23 protein-coding genes and 2 pseudogenes are annotated in these 15,351 nt (G+C 34.2%); 3 read left to right on the top strand and 22 right to left on the bottom strand.

The features are described from left to right. Positions 1-132: 132 nt before the first annotated feature. The 3 genes from NQU59_RS11740 to NQU59_RS11730 form a co-directional block, all read right to left on the bottom strand. Positions 133-462 carry a hypothetical protein gene (locus NQU59_RS11740; protein ID WP_257063556.1) on the bottom strand — a complete coding sequence of 110 codons (330 nt, stop codon included), beginning with the start codon at positions 460-462 and terminating at the stop codon, positions 133-135. A gap of 93 nt (positions 463-555) precedes the next feature. Beyond that, a complete protein-coding gene (locus NQU59_RS11735; RefSeq protein ID WP_005241116.1) occupies positions 556-747 on the bottom strand; it encodes a hypothetical protein in 192 nt (63 codons plus the stop codon). A gap of 261 nt (positions 748-1,008) precedes the next feature. Beyond that, entirely contained in the window at positions 1,009-1,377 is a 369-nt protein-coding gene (locus NQU59_RS11730; RefSeq protein ID WP_257066261.1) for a hypothetical protein, read from the bottom strand. A 721-nt stretch (positions 1,378-2,098) separates the two neighbouring features. On the opposite strand from NQU59_RS11730, the gene NQU59_RS11720 reads away from it, so the two are divergent. Genes NQU59_RS11720 through NQU59_RS11710 form a run of 3 tightly spaced genes read left to right on the top strand, consistent with a single transcriptional unit; the run spans position 2,099 to position 3,696 of the window. Further along, positions 2,099-2,617, top strand: a complete 519-nt coding sequence (locus tag NQU59_RS11720; RefSeq protein ID WP_306436571.1) for a PAAR domain-containing protein — start codon at positions 2,099-2,101, stop codon at positions 2,615-2,617. Next, on the top strand, positions 2,611-3,354 hold the full coding sequence (locus NQU59_RS11715) for a hypothetical protein (RefSeq protein WP_257063555.1): 744 nt from the start codon (positions 2,611-2,613) through the stop codon (positions 3,352-3,354). Before NQU59_RS11720 ends, NQU59_RS11715 begins: the two co-directional genes overlap by 7 nt. Next, positions 3,355-3,696, top strand: a complete 342-nt coding sequence (locus tag NQU59_RS11710; protein ID WP_257063553.1) for a hypothetical protein — start codon at positions 3,355-3,357, stop codon at positions 3,694-3,696. On the opposite strand, the gene NQU59_RS11705 is transcribed toward NQU59_RS11710, so the two are convergent. From NQU59_RS11705 to NQU59_RS11620, 19 genes and pseudogenes are all read right to left on the bottom strand, one after another. Beyond that, positions 3,674-4,075 carry a hypothetical protein gene (locus tag NQU59_RS11705; protein WP_257063552.1) on the bottom strand — a complete coding sequence of 134 codons (402 nt, stop codon included), beginning with the start codon at positions 4,073-4,075 and terminating at the stop codon, positions 3,674-3,676. The two genes, NQU59_RS11710 and NQU59_RS11705, sit on opposite strands and share 23 nt — an antisense overlap. A 10-nt stretch (positions 4,076-4,085) precedes the next feature. Further along, positions 4,086-4,913 carry a hypothetical protein gene (locus NQU59_RS11700; RefSeq protein WP_257063551.1) on the bottom strand — a complete coding sequence of 276 codons (828 nt, stop codon included), beginning with the start codon at positions 4,911-4,913 and terminating at the stop codon, positions 4,086-4,088. Positions 4,914-5,038: 125 nt separating this feature from the next. Continuing rightward, complete coding sequence (locus NQU59_RS11695) at positions 5,039-5,389, bottom strand: hypothetical protein (protein WP_257063550.1); 351 nt, start codon at positions 5,387-5,389, stop codon at positions 5,039-5,041. Between the two features lie 495 nt (positions 5,390-5,884). Next, entirely contained in the window at positions 5,885-6,082 is a 198-nt protein-coding gene (locus NQU59_RS18865) for an RES family NAD+ phosphorylase (RefSeq protein WP_373463006.1), read from the bottom strand. 14 nt (positions 6,083-6,096) lie between these two features. Further along, positions 6,097-7,068 (bottom strand): RES family NAD+ phosphorylase, encoded by a 972-nt coding sequence (locus NQU59_RS11690; protein WP_257063549.1) that lies wholly within the window; start codon positions 7,066-7,068, stop codon positions 6,097-6,099. A gap of 120 nt (positions 7,069-7,188) precedes the next feature. Then, entirely contained in the window at positions 7,189-7,626 is a 438-nt protein-coding gene (locus tag NQU59_RS11685; protein ID WP_257063548.1) for a hypothetical protein, read from the bottom strand. After that, a pseudogene (locus NQU59_RS11680) lies at positions 7,625-7,870 on the bottom strand (hypothetical protein); the annotation flags it as partial. The gene NQU59_RS11685 and the pseudogene NQU59_RS11680, both read right to left, overlap by 2 nt. Positions 7,871-8,137: 267 nt before the next feature. Beyond that, positions 8,138-8,500, bottom strand: a pseudogene (locus NQU59_RS11675) (LPD3 domain-containing protein); the annotation flags it as partial. A 114-nt stretch (positions 8,501-8,614) separates the two neighbouring features. Then, entirely contained in the window at positions 8,615-9,298 is a 684-nt protein-coding gene (locus tag NQU59_RS11670; RefSeq protein WP_257063547.1) for a hypothetical protein, read from the bottom strand. Further along, entirely contained in the window at positions 9,247-9,660 is a 414-nt protein-coding gene (locus NQU59_RS11665; RefSeq protein WP_257063546.1) for a hypothetical protein, read from the bottom strand. The genes NQU59_RS11670 and NQU59_RS11665 overlap by 52 nt, the downstream gene beginning before the upstream one ends. A gap of 80 nt (positions 9,661-9,740) precedes the next feature. Continuing rightward, the gene (locus tag NQU59_RS11660) at positions 9,741-11,045 is read right to left on the bottom strand and encodes a hypothetical protein (protein WP_257063545.1); all 1,305 of its coding nucleotides are present in this window, start codon (positions 11,043-11,045) and stop codon (positions 9,741-9,743) included. A gap of 243 nt (positions 11,046-11,288) precedes the next feature. Then, on the bottom strand, positions 11,289-11,744 hold the full coding sequence (locus tag NQU59_RS11655) for a hypothetical protein (RefSeq protein WP_257063544.1): 456 nt from the start codon (positions 11,742-11,744) through the stop codon (positions 11,289-11,291). 110 nt (positions 11,745-11,854) lie between these two features. Then, the gene (locus tag NQU59_RS11650) at positions 11,855-12,055 is read right to left on the bottom strand and encodes a hypothetical protein (protein ID WP_257063543.1); all 201 of its coding nucleotides are present in this window, start codon (positions 12,053-12,055) and stop codon (positions 11,855-11,857) included. Beyond that, complete coding sequence (locus NQU59_RS11645) at positions 12,039-12,377, bottom strand: hypothetical protein (RefSeq protein ID WP_257063542.1); 339 nt, start codon at positions 12,375-12,377, stop codon at positions 12,039-12,041. Before NQU59_RS11645 ends, NQU59_RS11650 begins: the two co-directional genes overlap by 17 nt. Continuing rightward, a complete protein-coding gene (locus NQU59_RS11640) occupies positions 12,374-12,739 on the bottom strand; it encodes a hypothetical protein (protein WP_257063541.1) in 366 nt (121 codons plus the stop codon). Before NQU59_RS11640 ends, NQU59_RS11645 begins: the two co-directional genes overlap by 4 nt. 110 nt (positions 12,740-12,849) lie before the next feature. Continuing rightward, complete coding sequence (locus tag NQU59_RS11635; protein WP_257063540.1) at positions 12,850-13,371, bottom strand: hypothetical protein; 522 nt, start codon at positions 13,369-13,371, stop codon at positions 12,850-12,852. 99 nt (positions 13,372-13,470) lie between these two features. After that, positions 13,471-13,704: a hypothetical protein gene (locus NQU59_RS11630; protein WP_257063539.1), complete on the bottom strand. Its 234-nt coding sequence runs from the start codon at positions 13,702-13,704 to the stop codon at positions 13,471-13,473. A 292-nt stretch (positions 13,705-13,996) separates the two neighbouring features. Beyond that, complete coding sequence (locus tag NQU59_RS11625; protein ID WP_257063537.1) at positions 13,997-14,749, bottom strand: CAAX protease; 753 nt, start codon at positions 14,747-14,749, stop codon at positions 13,997-13,999. Between the two features lie 285 nt (positions 14,750-15,034). Further along, positions 15,035-15,253, bottom strand: coding sequence for a hypothetical protein (locus NQU59_RS11620; protein WP_257063536.1), 219 nt, complete (start codon positions 15,251-15,253; stop codon positions 15,035-15,037). Positions 15,254-15,351 lie beyond the last annotated feature (98 nt).

Here is a 15,351-nt window from a genome sequence, read left to right as displayed (position 1 = left end):
TCGGTGCGATTCAGCACATATTATTACTGAACATCACAGATCATAATTCCAACCTTTTTAAGCCCCAAAATGCTCAAAATCTACAAAGAAAATAAGCATTTAAATTGGGAAGAACAGCCTTATCAATATCCTTTAAGCAAAACATCGCTCCTGTTGTTGTGCTGTGTAAATTTCTTTATGCAAAACATTAGACAGCCAATTTACGAAAGTTGTTTTGTTCTTAAATAGGGGTGTATTAAATAAATTAATATTTAATGTAGAATTATTAAAATTCTGTATTGTATAAGCACCGCCCCCCAAAGGAATGAGATGAGTATGTTGATAATTCATTGCTTTAAGTGCACCTTGCAAAAACAGTGCTTTTACTTGTATCTCGCTGTTTTTACTTGAATGATAGCTTTGGGATTGTATAAATAATTCATATTCTCGATCTAAATTTCGAACTAATTCAGATATAACCACATCACGCTCCTTTTTATTGGTGCTATTTTTATACCATATAAAAGAAAAAGCCTATCGTTTGATAAACTTTTATACAATTTAAATAAAAACTAACTAAATGCTCAACTCATCGTCTTTAGCAACAATGATGGAACTAAGTATTGGCACAGCCAGAATAACAGGAACCGCAATAATCCATAAATCAGTGGTTAACTTACTTGAAAAAAAGAAATGAATGATTACTGCAGCTAAAGCCAATACAGCGAACAGAACCGCCATAAATCGAATTGCAAACTTGAGAAGCATTTTTTGACCCTACAAGATTCAAGTATCCATATTCAGTATACGCCTACTTCTTAAGCGATAGTACCCTCTTTTTTCTTCTTTATAAAAACCGCCAATCTTCGAGGCTACACGCCAAAGAAAAAGAACGATTATGCAATTCTATATCACTAAAGCATCCAGCCCATGGTATTAAACCTGTTCTCAACACAAATTGTACCTAACTGAAAAGTATCTTGCTTGCTATTTAAATCTGGATTATTCCCATGAAAGCAATTACATCATTCAGCATGGAAATTGTGTTTTCTTCAACTCACTCTTAAGCGCAGAATAATTCTTTTGCGCTTCTTCTTGTGTGAATTTAAATTCATTCTTCTCCATGATACTTTCAGCAGCTTCTTGCATATACCCCTGATAATCTGAATAACGATCAATAATTAACTTATGCAAATTAACTTTACTTTTTTCGACCAAACACTCTTTTTGCTTCGCTTCCAGCTGTTCATTACTTGACTTTTCTTTTCCTCGCAAAGCATATTCAAATTGGATTTGATCATCAATCGATTTAAAATAAATCTCAGACAAACTAACATAATCATCCTTAAAATTCTGAGCATCCACCGTGCAAGACATAATAAACAAAAGCATAAACATAACTGTAGATATTATTTTCATCATCATTTCTATATATATTAATTTTCTATCCATTATAACACCAAAAGAACAAAAAATCACCTTCCACATAACCCAACAATTTAACAAATTAAAAATAAATGTTAAGACAAACTAAATAAATTTTAATATATAGAATATTCCGAATAATAATCTTGTTAATATTAATCTTCATCCTATCCACCATAAAAGCTAAAAGAAACTTTGATTCAATAGGTTTAAAAATCCGATGCAGTTATGCCCTTTAAGTTATCTTTACTAAAAACTTAAATTTGAATTTTCTTGTCATTGCTTTTCTCAGTTATGAAATCAATTTTCTGCTATGCTACAGCATAAGCTGAATTAGTACTTTGTCTTAGAGGAAAACCTAATGCTGCAATGGTTTGATTATCGCAGTATTCAATTATAAAACAATTACTTAAAACACAAAAATATATCTAGGCGTAAGAAATGGCGTAAAATTTATTTTTTCTATTTTGCTCAATTTTTTACATTTCAAGTTTTCCACTGATAAGTATGAGACTCTGTTATATCTGCAAACTACGAACCTATAGCTAAGAATCATGTTCACCTGCTCGGCCTATATGACCCTACCTTTCTGCCCAACCGCCCATAGACAAATTAAAAAAATTAAACAGTCTTGTCTGTATATGTGCTGCTATTATCCCCTCTCATAAAAATTAAACAGAGGGTAAAATTAATTATGGCAACTCCTTATATCGTTGTTGGATGCCCCACTACTGGCGGTGGGCAAGTAATTTCTGGAAATAATAGCTTCTTAATTGAAGGAATTCCGATTGCATGTGTAGGTGATAAAGCAACTTGCCCAAAACACAAGACAGTGGCAACAATTATAACTGGCGATCCATACATGCAAGTATTAGGTAAAGCTGCTGCTCGAGTTAATGACTCATTGTCATGTGGCTGTAAGTTACTTCCAAAACAAAATCTTGCTGTGAGTGACACGGGACCGGGTATTGGTGCTGGCAGTTCAAATCAAAATCAGCAAACCGTAGTAAAAACTAAACAATACTCAGGGCAATATCAGTTATTAAATGAAATTGACGGCGCACCAATGGCTAATGTCCAATACAATATTAAGTATCCTGATGGACGAATAATAGAGGGTACAACCGATGCAGAAGGATTCACGCAAAAGTTAGCTGAAACTGATCAAGCTGATCAAATCGAAATCACTCTTGCAGAGCGTGAATCATGGTAACTCAAGCTCATAAAACAACAACTAAGGTAAATGCTAAAGTTGAGCAAGTTAGACTCAATAGCCCCACCCGCCTTATTATTTATGGTGGAGCCTCAAAAGCAAGTGATAACTCTGCTTTCATGTATGCATCAAAGAACGTAACAGCCGATTATAAAAATGATCTACCGATTAAGACAACTTTTCTAAAAGAAGGTGCTGGTGAGCTTGTTAGCACCATCAAAAGCCAAGCAGCGAATACTATTCAGTCGTTAGATCTATTTTGCCACGGTGATCCTGATGGCGTTTATTTTATTATTGGAGCATCATTTAACAAAAATATTGATATGCGTGGGCAAGCCTTAGCTTCCAATCTGTATAAAACAAAGTTTCAAGCATTTTGGAGAGGACTAAACTATGCTACGAATAAAGTCAAAAATCAGTATGCTATTTCTGAACTCAGCTTAGGTTCATTTACTAATGAGTCAAAAATAGAAATACATGGGTGTAATACAGGAAATGGAGATGATTGTTTTGCTGCTGAGTTGTCGAAAGCACTATATGGTGCGGGGAAAACTCGAAGTGTTGTCATAGGTCATCAGACTTATGCAAATCCTAATATAGGCGGCACAACCTCGGTAACAAAACAAGATTACAGACATGGTAAAAGAGCAATTTTCCATAACGGTAAAATAGTGAAAATTGTTAATAGTTCTGGTCGAATTTCTGCAAATATTATTAATGCAAGTTTAGGAGGATAAATGCAAATTGAATCACCAGAGGTGCAATATTGGATAGCAGTGTATGCCACTGTTTTTAGTGTATTAATTTTAACTTGTTCTATTACGCTAACAAGCTATATCAAAGATCTAGTTATCAGGATCTTAGCCATAATATCTTTGAATGCATTTATAGCGTTTCTTCTAAACTGGTTTGTTTTCGGTAAAACCTATATTGGCCACACTCAGCAGGAATTTTTAGATTCTTTTATTTTCTTAGGATTTGATAAAAATATTTTCTTTGGGCCAGTATATTTCATTTTTGCTCTTTGTTCATTTATAGCTTTATTAATCGTTCTCTTTAGAAAGAGAGCAAAAGTATAGTGTAAAAAATGCCAATTCTTACAAATTGGCATTTTTTAGTTTTCGCCTCAGCACCAATAAGTTGCCTAACAGTTACCCCATTTTCAGAGACTTGAGAAAGCCAATTCTGTTCTGATCTAAAGCAATTTTCAAAATTTACTTCACTTGAGAACAGTGTATTAGTTTGTGTTTGCACATATTTCAACATGAGAAAGTATCGTTCTTGGGCAGTCAGCGACAAAGGCAAAGTCTGATTACCTAATGCATGTCCTAAGAATGCAGAAATACGTTTTTCATTTAACTTATAGTCTATTGCTGAAACTTTTAAAGCATCATTGAAAGTAAGTTCAGTTAATTGATAGGCGTTTTCACCAATGGGGATAGGGTCAAAAACTAACATATTGATCCTCTTAATTTACGGTATATAAATTACGAACATCTTGGGCATCCCAAGCTGTTCGGCTAATAAGGCTTAGATTCACTGTCAGGCTTAGTCGATTTCCATTTTCATCAATTGGAGCAACAATCGGCGCAGAAACACTTTGCAAGATAAAGGGCAAAAATGTTTTGCCATGCGTTGTGAGTGACAAATAAGGAGGGATGATTCCAGAGAATAAGCCCTCTATTCCTTGATTTGCCAAATCAGTCAAAACAGTCCCTTGAGATAAATGCTGCGGCAATGACCATGACTGAAGATGCATTAATTTTTCTTCGACTTCTTTTCGTGCATCTTTTAAGGCAATAAAAAAAATACTTAAGTTGAGATGTACTGAAGCTGTGGAGAGAAATACTTGAGTAGTGTTAACTTTGTTGAGATTAGTTTTGCCTTCAACTTGTTTTGCAAAATCTGCTATGGGCTGCATGGCTGAACCAAGACCTTTTGACATCTCACCTAATACAGCACCACCCATGATACCAATTGAAGCTACAGTCTGCCCTGTTTGTAGGCCAGCCATTAACATAGGCATTTTTAACTCAGGATTTGAATTCTCAAAGGGCGTTTGCCATTGGCTCTCGAAGGTACTATCACCATCTGTTAGAAAAGCTCTAATAGTTGGCTTTGTCGCATCCATTGCAACTACAGGCTCATTTGTGTTTTCGTCCCGCGTAATCGTACAAAAGTTAAACTCTGCAAACTTATGCTTAGAAACATAGCCATAAAAGGGATCAGAACTGTAGTCCTCTGGCTGTGTAGTCTCTGGAGCATTGGCTGCTTGAGCTCGTGACAAGTCTGCCATGAAATGAAAATAGCCCTATATTGATAGAGCTATTTTTCACTAATTTTTAAATAAAATTTAGTAAGTTCCAATCCCACTAAATTCTAATCACTACTTTAGTAATTGTTACAGCGAACTAAAGCCATTCAAAATGGAGCTTGAAATATACAACTTTTCAGTTTTTCTTTACCTTCATTGCTATTTTTAGTTTTAGATGATTCTTCTGGTAATACTTTTTCAATGAAATCTATCTTAGGATTGATAGACTGTTTTTCTAACAATAATTTAATGTCATTTTCTTCATAGCATTCTGGTTGTTGAAGATACTCATTTACAACAATAATTTTGCAGTTCTCAAAATCTCTTTTCCTTGGGACAACACCACCAAAAGAACTAAGTAAATCTTCATATAAATCATTATCGTCACCTTTTGAGATTACAATAATATCTGGCAATACTCCAAATTTTTGATGATATTTATTCTTTTCCGATAACATAGTTTTTCAAAATCATTCATAAGACACCCCTTCTATTAAATTTAATATATATCTATATTTATTAATTGATATAGATATCTAATAATAAGCGATATAGAGAATAATTTTAAGTAGCCAAATAGTCTAATAGTCAAAATTTTATCTAACTCATCAACAATATTTGCTATCAATGTCACAGAGTCTACAGTTGTGCCTGCTAGTTTACTACTTTTTGAATGCTTAGGCGTTTAACACCTTAATCCATGGAATATTTCTTAAAATTTTAAAAGAGTTCCTTTTTGAATCTATCTAGTTAGTACTCCTCATTTATAATATCTTCCAATAATGCTATACTTTGTTTTCCTGAGCGTTCAATAAATTTAAACGCTTTTTCTATTGACGTATATGCGACTTTTTGAGTTTGATGCAGACTTGCACTATCTTGAATAAATTTCACCTTAAATTTATCTAATTCATCCTTGATCTCTGGGTGTTTATCCTCAATCGAAATTACATCTATTTCGAAAAGATCTTTATCATCATTAAAGAATACCGTTCAACTGGTATAATTGTTTTTGGGAAAAGTACAATATTACTACCATTTTCAGATTGGGTAGATTTAAATGAAATTCCATCGAAGTTTTCTGGATGCATATATGCTAAATATTCAGCTAAAACTTGTGTTATTAAATATTCATCCTCGTGACCATTTATAATTGGAGTACTAATTAATTTATGAAGTTTTTCAAAAATTTTCTTCGCGAAGATTGATCTTGGTAGTCTGGAAGAAAATAGCTAATATGACCATAAGAATTTTCCAAATACTCAAAATTTAAAATTTTTAATTCTCTCGTTGTTACAAACTCACCTACTACAATAAAACTACCTATTGAGGGTCGCATTTCTGCAATGCAGGTGTCTATATCAAATGCTCCATAAAAATTAGATATACCTTTAGCATTCATTCGACCTTGTTGAGCATATTCGGTAGGCGGTGGTGCTAGTTCTTGATTAGGATTCAATAAGTAACGTTTACTTTCAGAAAGTGAGTTTGCCCTACGCGCTCGATAAATTTTGGTGCTTATTGGGAGCGTTTCAATTACATCTCTTTTTTTTCTACTAAACCACCCCTTATCATACTTATTTTCAATTGGAATAAATGCCCAGAGCTCATCTAAATCTTCAAAAAGAAATTTAAATAATTTTCTGGCATTGTCACTAAAAAAACGTCGTTGGGTTTTAAGTTCTTCTATCAGTTGATACCATTCACCGTTAAGATTCAAATTATCAATTTGGAGCTCTACATAGTTTTCATCGTCAGTAAAAAAATTACCTTCACGGTCATCATAATCATTCGGATCAGTACTACTTTCAGATTCTATAAGAAGTTGAACCAATTCATTTCCATGTTTAACTTCAAGTCCTAAAATTTCATCTATAACTTCTTGCAGAAGGATTCCCCTCTGGAATTCTTCTGAAAAACCTTTGCCTTTATTAAAATATTTTTGATACGTGCCTATTGTGAAGTTTTCAATTATTACACTTTCCAGTAATTTAGCCAAGTCTACAAATCCAATTGCTAAGTTACTTTCATTACATTGAGAGCAATTATGGATTTCATCTTTTTCAAGTATGATATTCTTTAAGAATTCATCATCCACACATTTGATACATATAGAAAATTCTTCTATTATTTCCATTTTTTGGCTCTATTGATGAAACTTTAGAAGAAATTATATAAAATTTTTACATAAATCAATCTCAATAAAAATAAGCCTAAAAGTTCATCTCAACTTTTAGGCTTATTAGATAATAGCTAATTAATTTGTAAAGCTATTTTTATAAAGAATGTCTAAATATGTAATAGATGCATTATCAAAACCCTTCAAAAGGCTTTTATCCAACTCATCGACAATAAGTGCTGCCAATGCTACAGGGTCCACGGTTGAGCCTGCCTGTCTTATTGCCTTTTGAATAATAGAAGTTTTCACATCTTTATCATCAAAAATGATTGCTGGAATGAATTTTTCGCTTCGACTTTTAGCAAATGCAAGACGATCAATTCCAGCAATAAGAAAGTATTTCCCATGCTTTTCTATTACGACAATAGGGTCCTCTTTGCTAATTTTGCTTTCATGGATTTTAGGGGCATTTTCAATACTGATTTTATCGACTGGAATGTGCTCATAATTTCCATCCATTACCCATGAATCAAACTCAGACCATGTATGTTGAATCTTAGTGAGTAAATCATTCATCAGCTCGACCAGAACGGCCCAAACTTTCAGGATCAAGTGTATTTGATGTTTTCTGTACCCATGCTTGTGATGCCTCACGGCTGCGGTCCCGTGGTTGCAGCTCTTGCGGATAATTAGGATTTTCACTGCCTGTAGCCGTATGTGAAGCAATAGCTTGCTCAGATTCAATTACGGCAAAAACTGTTGCGACTTTGGTGCCTTTCGCCGTTTTAACGTTGTTTGTTCGCCCTTTTATAATTGTCGTACGATTACTCGGGTTATCCTCCCAAAGTAGTTCTTCAGCTTCTTCTTCGGTTAAGACATTTCCATCTTTGTCTAAAACTTGTACATCTATATTGATTTCATCATCTTCCTGTGCTTCAATAGAATCAAAGCCAGCTTTAGAGTCTGTGGTGCCTTGAGCATGAGAGATAGACCGTAAGTTGGCTTTTTCTTTTGCTGCTCCTAAGAAATACAATAAATTGCCGTCAGCATCTAAAGCGACTTTCAATGTTATGTTTAATGTGAAATCTTTGAGATTTATGCCCTTGGTAAAATGATAATAACCAACGGCGCTATCTTCACGCTCCTTGTTTAAAGGTACTAAATCCCCAACTTCACCCGTCATTAAAACGTTAGGAATATATGGAATTGCAAGATATTTCACATCCCGCATACGGTCATGCACTTTTCCACGGGATCTTGAATTAATACGGACCAAACCTATTTTTGTATTAACAACTTTCCCATTGAGGTGATCATTGAAGTAAGCCTTCGATGCAGTTAAAAGTTTTCCATCGTATTGATCTAAATTTGATAGATACTCTTGATAAGTTTTGCTGGCCTTTTCACCATCCCATTCAGTAATAACCTGTTTGCCCAATTTTGAAATCATTGCATCAATTGCGGTTAATGCATCAGAATCGTTAGAAATATTATCGATCTTGTTCATTGATAAAACTCAAAAAAATAGCCCATTTAAGGACTATTTTGAAAGCTTATTTCTTGTCTAGGCTTGCTCAGTTCCAACTATCTCATTAACCTGAGATATCAAGACATTTACTGCCTCAAGTAACAGTGGATCATCTAAGTTTTTCTCGGCTTCACTACGAACACTTTGTAGTAGCTCAACAGAAACTTTGACATCACCGTCAATGATAGACTGAAACAGTTTATTCACAACTTCATTGGACTTTCCACCAAGTAACTCAATCAATTCACATAAGCGTTTGGTGCTTTGAAGTTTCTCCATCCCCTTTTTTTCAGGTATTGACTCAATAAGGCTACGCAGCTCTTTTGTAAGCTTTAACTTTTCTAGATCAGCCATACGTCTGGCCTGAGTTTGCTTATCTTTGTTTAATGTATGCAGAACTGCTTCCAATTGCGCCTGTACAGTGACTTTATGAAGTTTATTTTCTAATGCCTTCAGCTCTTTTAATTGCTTAGCAAAGTGCTTTTTAGCCACTTTTTCAGCACGGCGCATCATTTCTTGTTCTGCTTTTTGTACGTTCCCAACTATGGGCTTGGACATACCGCTTTCTAAATCATTAATTTGTTGATTTATTTGATCTTGGATTTGAGAATCTGAAAGTTTGTATCGTGCACCAACTTGTTTCTTGCGGTCAGCTTCTACTTGTTTTTTTAAATATTGAATTCCCGCTGGCGAAGTAATCCATTTTGCAACACGGAGCACATGCTTACATGCCACACCGGATATTCACCCGATTCATTTTCTAAAAATTCATGAACGTGGGTAACATCCCCATTAGGTTGAGCATATGATTCAAGGGTTCGAATTGATCGTTCTAAATAGACAACTTTTCCATCAATAATGACCGAGTCCGGCGGGTTCATTCCATAACGCTTTCGAATTTCATGCCCGTTATAGCCATAGAAAGTTCCAGATTTGATCATATCCTGCACCGTAGGATCATTGATCCGCTTGATCATTTCTTTCATATCAACATTGCTACGGTCTTTTCCTGAATGCATACGTCCCCGTTCATACAGGTTGTATGTAATTTTTTTTGTCTTACGACCTTTTATAGCAGCCATGAAAAAGCCCCAATATATTGTGTATTAGGGCTATTTTATTTAAGGGTATTGTTTAATGAAGTTGACTGTTCCAATTAAAACTAAAACGAATTTAAATCTTTAGGTATCTTAGGTTTAATAACCAATAAACCGTTACTTTCTTCAATTGAATAAAATGTCTCTGTTTTTGTTCCATTAAATATTTTTGATTTACCATCCCATGTATTAACAAACAATTTAAATGATTTCAAATTTTCAGGTAAAGATACAGCTGAATCCACATTCCATCTCAATCTACCTGCAATTTCAGGTGAGTCCTTCACGTATTGTGATTCCTTGAATTCTTGCCAATTATATAGACAATGCTGATAAGCATCTGCGTAAATGCTCGGAAAATTTATAATTACGCCAACATCTATTCTAATAGAAAAACCATATTCATTTATTGATTCAACTGTGCAACTTTTACCTGCTTGCCCCCACTCTTTAACTTTTTTTAAAGACGAAATTACAATTTTCCATCCGTTATCATGTGGGCCTTGATTTTGGATATGACTAGTGTTTTTACCTGAATAATGGAATACCCCAGAACCATCCCATGTTTCTTTTAGATTTTCTATTGTCTTATAACTTACTGTAAAATCTCCTAATTTTATAGGTAATTGTAGAATTGATATTTCTGTAGTTTGAATCGAAGTTCGTCCATCAAATTTATCTTTCAACTTACCCCAAAATGAATTAGATGGAGCCAAATATTTTAATTTTAAAGTTGTGAAGCTTGATTTGGTATCATCGAACTTGAATTCATTACTACTAAAGGTATAAATGGCTTCCTGTCTTGTTAAAGATACCCTTTTTGCCTCTTTTCCACTAGGAAGTACTAGCTTTGGGTCAGCTTTATCAAAATTAACTCCTCTTATTATAAAATTAATATCTTGCGGCAGACCAGCATACGCTATTCTTGGTGAATATCTGAAAAGTCCCAAGTTTCCATCAAACACCCTTAAATCCTGAATACTTTGATTTGCTAATTCAGTAATTCTTAAAGCAGTTTCAGCATGATCAGTAACATCAGAATTCAACTGAGTTGCCGTTGCATTTAAATTATTAATGAACTTTCTTTGAGATTCATTTAATTCACTAAAACTTTTATCCAAGAGATTCTTATTTGCAGCTTCCCACGAAGAAATGACACTCTTTAATTCGGTACCACCTTTGAAGAGCAAGTAATCACCAGCATTTTGTCCTTTGTCTATTGAGTCCGAAACCATCTCCTTTATTCCATTTAAAGTCAAACTAACAGATGCCGCCCCAGCAAGCGTACTGATAGGTTCTCCATATGATGTAATAGGAACAGGTGTTGCCAACCCCAGAATTAATAGAATAAATATTTTTTCATTTTCCACCTTTTTGTTTTTTAAGTTATTACCTTATCAATATTAATCTCAAAAATTATTAATTAAAACTCAAACAAAAATGTTTTTATCAATGAATATAAAAGAATCAATCTTATAAAATAGATGATTTTTACAATAATTTTACTACTAAAAGTTTTAAGATTATTTAATACATATCTATCCTTTGTCATTACTACAATTTCGACTACTGAAACAAGCCTTGTATTCCTTATTACAAGGCTTGTTTTAAACCTATTCTGCTTGTTTCCCTTTTACACCACGTTCCTGATGTTCGGCTGTACGTGCATTGAAAGCATTTAAAGCACTTTCTAGTGAAACAATAGCTTGTTTATTGTGCTCTGATGGGAACTGCGCATCTAAAAGTTTGGTGCGGTGAATCAAAATTTTTAATAGAGATTCGTTGGTTGCGCCGTTTACACCATCAATTACGGTTGGGCCTTCCTGAAAATGGATATGGATATCGAATGGCTCGTTATAATCAATCGAATTAGGATCAGCAGAAATTTTATAGTATGTACCTGGCTGATATGCCGTAATTCCATCCACAGGCTGGCCTGTAAGAACCTGCTCGAACTCCTCATCGTTTACATCACGATTCGCGAATCCTAAAAATTGTTCCACGATAAGGTTGCCATCACTTCCAACATCGGTAACGAGTGCAAATTCTTCATTATTTTCTTGAGTCATGTATAAATCCTAACAATGGTTTATGTTGTTTCTTCATCAAACAATTACATAAAACCATTGCTAAGATTTAGCGTTTTTGGACAGTTCCAATTACTCCTAATCTAGCCAAACTATTTTTTATTGTCCGTAATACCAATGCTTTGGTCATTTATTAGGTATGTTTTGCCAATCAACCCAACAGCCATGGGAAACTCCCCATTCACATCAAGTTCTTTGGCATTTACCTTTACTACAATATTCGCTGGAACGAGTCTTCTTAAAATTGGCGATAGTTCGACAAGGCGAGCTTCAAAATCAGCTTGCGTCAACATCGAATGTCTCTCCATTTCGTGCTAATTGCATATCTCGCACCTGGTTTAAATTAATTGCTATTTGATTTGCTACTCGTAAGTAAATGATCTTTGTTTCAAATCCCTCATCTTGGGACCACAATTGAAGATGATCTGCACTTAATTGTTTTAAGATCGGTATATCTCTTTTCATTTTCTCAATGAAGGTATTAGCAACTGGAGCACTTAACGGCCCCATGAATAAGGCATTCCAATCTGGGACATAATCCGAACCTAGATAGCCATTAATTTCAGATTGCAGCCAATGCTCAATCATTGCCATTATTTTTTTTGAATCGATCATAAGCCAGCTCTTTGGGCCGTAACCAATAGCAATTTGCAGAAAATATAAATGCTTAAGATGGTAAAGCCATAAATGCCAAATATGGCGACTAAGATATGTGCCCCATAACCCGTGACATCAAAGAATGAAACAACTTCATAGAACCGCCATGTAATAAGGCAAGTAACCCCAAGCAGTAGAATAAGCGACGCATAAAACCATTTTTTTACTTTGTTGAAAATATGATCTGTCACCCCTTTATTTAATAGTGTATTTAAGGGCAACAACATATTTTTTATACCCGCAAATGCTAGAAATGCGTGATAAATAAAAATAGCAATTACAACTAGGTCAACTATCACAGATTGAAAGTTTAAATACATATGAGGCTCCTAATTCATAAACATTAGGTTATTGCCTTACAGTCATTAGTATTGCTAAGTGTTCCAATAAAAAAGAGGCAACCTAAGTCACCTCTCATGTTTTCTAATAATCATACTGAAGCTGTGCTTTCTTCAACTTGCTTAAGCTGAACTAACAATTGGTCACGTTGCACTGTCATATCTGTCAGTTCTTTATCTAACAGGTTTTCTTCTTCTTTCTTGTCAGAAATCTGTTGGTTGATACTACGATTTTTTCGTGGTGGCAATTTCACCTTCTCTTTTTGATTTTGTAGCTGAACCTTTGACTGTGATTCACGAATCAGCTTCGCTGTACCAGATACGGCATTATCAAAAGTCTGTTGGTAATCATCACTAAAATCACCAGGTAAGACAAACTCCTTACCATTCAATTCAGCTTTGACTACATCAGCACTTGCCCGAACATATAAAGTGAGCTCTTGCCCACCTGCAAAAACTAAAAATACAGGTACTACACTAACACCGGCTTTACGTTGAACCTTTTTAACTTCTAGAAGCGGTATTGACTGACCTGTTGCCTTTTCCAAGGCGGCTCTGATTTTTTTAATGTACGGCGTATCTGGAGTGATAGACGTTAAGTTTAAAGTACCCATAAAAAAACCTTATATTTCTATAAGGCTATTGTGACAATAAATGCTTTTAAGTTTTGGGCTTGTTCCAATTAAAAAAGTATCAGCAGAAACTTTAACCCACTAAGGTGCATTTCCAAATAAATCAATATGCTTTTGAACATAAGCACTTGTTGTAATTGGATAGCGACCTGCTTTTTGAGCTCGCCGAATAGCAGATTTTGCATCTTGATAATTTGCAGGTTGTCTTGAAATAGCAATAATATCCTGCTCAAAATCGCCCATTTTCCATGAATTTGGGTTCATAGCTTCATATTTCTCAAATACTGCTGTCATCTTTTTGGGTAAAGTCGCCATTCTTTATTTCATCCGCATAGTAGGTTTAAACTCTGTTGTGAATTACTTTTATAAGGATAAATAAAATAAATTCAAGGGGATAAAAAACTATTTACACAAGGTACTAACTCAAACATAGTTTCAATAAAATTTTTCAATGGCCAGAAAGGCGAAAACACCCCGCAGGGTGTCTTCAATTCGAGCGTTTCTATACAGTCAGCGAGAAAATTATTACTGACCTCAATACCATAGAAAGCATGTAATACCATTATTTTACAAGATTAAGTTTAAATGTAAAGCATTAATTTAATTTTTAGAAATCCCTGGTGATCAGCATAGCACCATTCTTATGAGTGATTTCTAACAAACAACTATTTCTCATAAATTTACCCAATTCGCGCTTCCCTTTAGAAATACTAACTGAGTTATAGAATCCGTTATTTTTAAATATTTCAATAGTCTGCTCACGACAAAACCAATCAAAATGCCGTTTATAGTAGGAGTTTTCATAATCTTGCCTCCTATCTTTTGAAAGCCAACCCAAAACAATACATATCCGATGATTAAGCGTTTTCATTCTTTGAATGCTTTCAGAGGGTGTAAAAGCTGATTCATATATTATTTCTTTTGTTTTCCAATGTGTAATTTTGGTAAACTTCCATAGAGGTTCATGATGCGCAATTCTATTCCTTAACTCATTTATTTGTTCCAATCTAACTAGCAGGTCACTAATCGCCTTACTATCCCAATACGTATCATTTATCGCAAAGTGCCCCTTAAATCCTTTAAAAAAAATGGTTTTCCAATCAATAGACTTCTGTGTCGTTTCAATTACTTTAATCCAAAAACCAAATGTTTGAGCTGCGATCACTTTGCCTGGTAAAGGTGCTGGTTTCCTAAGCTTATGGGCTCCCCTTATTTTTACATGGGTAGTTTTTGCGAGAATTTCAGAAGTTTTATAATTTAAAATTTTTGAGCTAACTAAATAATTATACCAATCATTATTAAATACATTACCTTGTTTCGCATTCTTATGGTACATATGTGATAACTCACGATGTATCATATTTCTAAATGCTACTTCAAAAATACTAATCAATTTAAAAAGGAAGAAGCCAATGCATCATTCCAAAGATAGAGATTAAGACCATCTTCATGTGAAGGCAAATTGAAATACGATTTATAACTTTCCAGTCTTTCAACTGAAAGGGTTTCAATAGTTGAATTTAAATTAGAAGTGTACATCTCGCCCCATGGAAAAATCCATATACAACTAAAAATCTTAGCATGTTAAATATACATTAATTACAAATATAAAATCCACCCAAAGGTAGCTCTAAAATATTAATCTTTAATTCATTTTCTCATGATTACGAATATTTTCTTCAGCAGTAGCTTGTATTTCTGCCATTGGATCAACAGGCTTTTCTTCTTCAGCTGACGCTGGCCCATTCTTCAACTCATTAAAATCAAATATGTTAGCCTTCTTAGGTTCCTCACCCACATTTTCTTTATATACTTTTTCTAAATCTGTCGTTGGATCATGCTGAGCAGATGTATCTATATCCATATGAACTGTTTTAGCCGCAGGTGGAGTATATTTTTTCTTCAGTTTTGGTACAACCTGAAACTAAAATAGTTACAGCTAAAATACTAATGATAATTAAT

Origin of the sequence: Acinetobacter colistiniresistens (genome assembly GCF_024582815.1) — a bacterium.
In the GTDB taxonomy this organism is placed as follows: domain Bacteria; phylum Pseudomonadota; class Gammaproteobacteria; order Pseudomonadales; family Moraxellaceae; genus Acinetobacter.
Note: the sequence above shows the minus strand (reverse complement) of the source record. Positions and strands in the feature narration are given on the sequence as shown.

Bases quoted from the DNA above. Each gene is read 5' to 3' on its own strand.
- NQU59_RS11650 (WP_257063543.1), bottom strand. From the start codon at position 12,055: ATGTTGACGCAAGCTGATTTTGAAGCTCGCCTTGTCGAACTATCGCCA.
- NQU59_RS11655 (WP_257063544.1), bottom strand. From the start codon at position 11,744: ATGACTCAAGAAAATAATGAAGAATTTGCACTCGTTACCGATGTTGGA.
- NQU59_RS11685 (WP_257063548.1), bottom strand. From the start codon at position 7,626: ATGAATGATTTACTCACTAAGATTCAACATACATGGTCTGAGTTTGAT.
- NQU59_RS11635 (WP_257063540.1), bottom strand. From the start codon at position 13,371: ATGGGTACTTTAAACTTAACGTCTATCACTCCAGATACGCCGTACATT.
- NQU59_RS11710 (WP_257063553.1), top strand. From the start codon at position 3,355: ATGCAAATTGAATCACCAGAGGTGCAATATTGGATAGCAGTGTATGCC.
- NQU59_RS11695 (WP_257063550.1), bottom strand. From the start codon at position 5,389: ATGTTATCGGAAAAGAATAAATATCATCAAAAATTTGGAGTATTGCCA.
- NQU59_RS11715 (WP_257063555.1), top strand. From the start codon at position 2,611: ATGGTAACTCAAGCTCATAAAACAACAACTAAGGTAAATGCTAAAGTT.
- NQU59_RS11625 (WP_257063537.1), bottom strand. From the start codon at position 14,749: ATGATACATCGTGAGTTATCACATATGTACCATAAGAATGCGAAACAA.
- NQU59_RS11665 (WP_257063546.1), bottom strand. From the start codon at position 9,660: ATGGCTGCTATAAAAGGTCGTAAGACAAAAAAAATTACATACAACCTG.
- NQU59_RS11730 (WP_257066261.1), bottom strand. From the start codon at position 1,377: ATGTTTATGCTTTTGTTTATTATGTCTTGCACGGTGGATGCTCAGAAT.
- NQU59_RS11630 (WP_257063539.1), bottom strand. From the start codon at position 13,704: ATGGCGACTTTACCCAAAAAGATGACAGCAGTATTTGAGAAATATGAA.
- NQU59_RS11735 (WP_005241116.1), bottom strand. From the start codon at position 747: ATGCTTCTCAAGTTTGCAATTCGATTTATGGCGGTTCTGTTCGCTGTA.
- NQU59_RS11690 (WP_257063549.1), bottom strand. From the start codon at position 7,068: ATGGAAATAATAGAAGAATTTTCTATATGTATCAAATGTGTGGATGAT.
- NQU59_RS11620 (WP_257063536.1), bottom strand. From the start codon at position 15,253: ATGGATATAGATACATCTGCTCAGCATGATCCAACGACAGATTTAGAA.
- NQU59_RS11640 (WP_257063541.1), bottom strand. From the start codon at position 12,739: ATGTATTTAAACTTTCAATCTGTGATAGTTGACCTAGTTGTAATTGCT.
- NQU59_RS11700 (WP_257063551.1), bottom strand. From the start codon at position 4,913: ATGGCAGACTTGTCACGAGCTCAAGCAGCCAATGCTCCAGAGACTACA.
- NQU59_RS11705 (WP_257063552.1), bottom strand. From the start codon at position 4,075: ATGTTAGTTTTTGACCCTATCCCCATTGGTGAAAACGCCTATCAATTA.
- NQU59_RS11645 (WP_257063542.1), bottom strand. From the start codon at position 12,377: ATGATCGATTCAAAAAAAATAATGGCAATGATTGAGCATTGGCTGCAA.
- NQU59_RS11720 (WP_306436571.1), top strand. From the start codon at position 2,099: ATGGCAACTCCTTATATCGTTGTTGGATGCCCCACTACTGGCGGTGGG.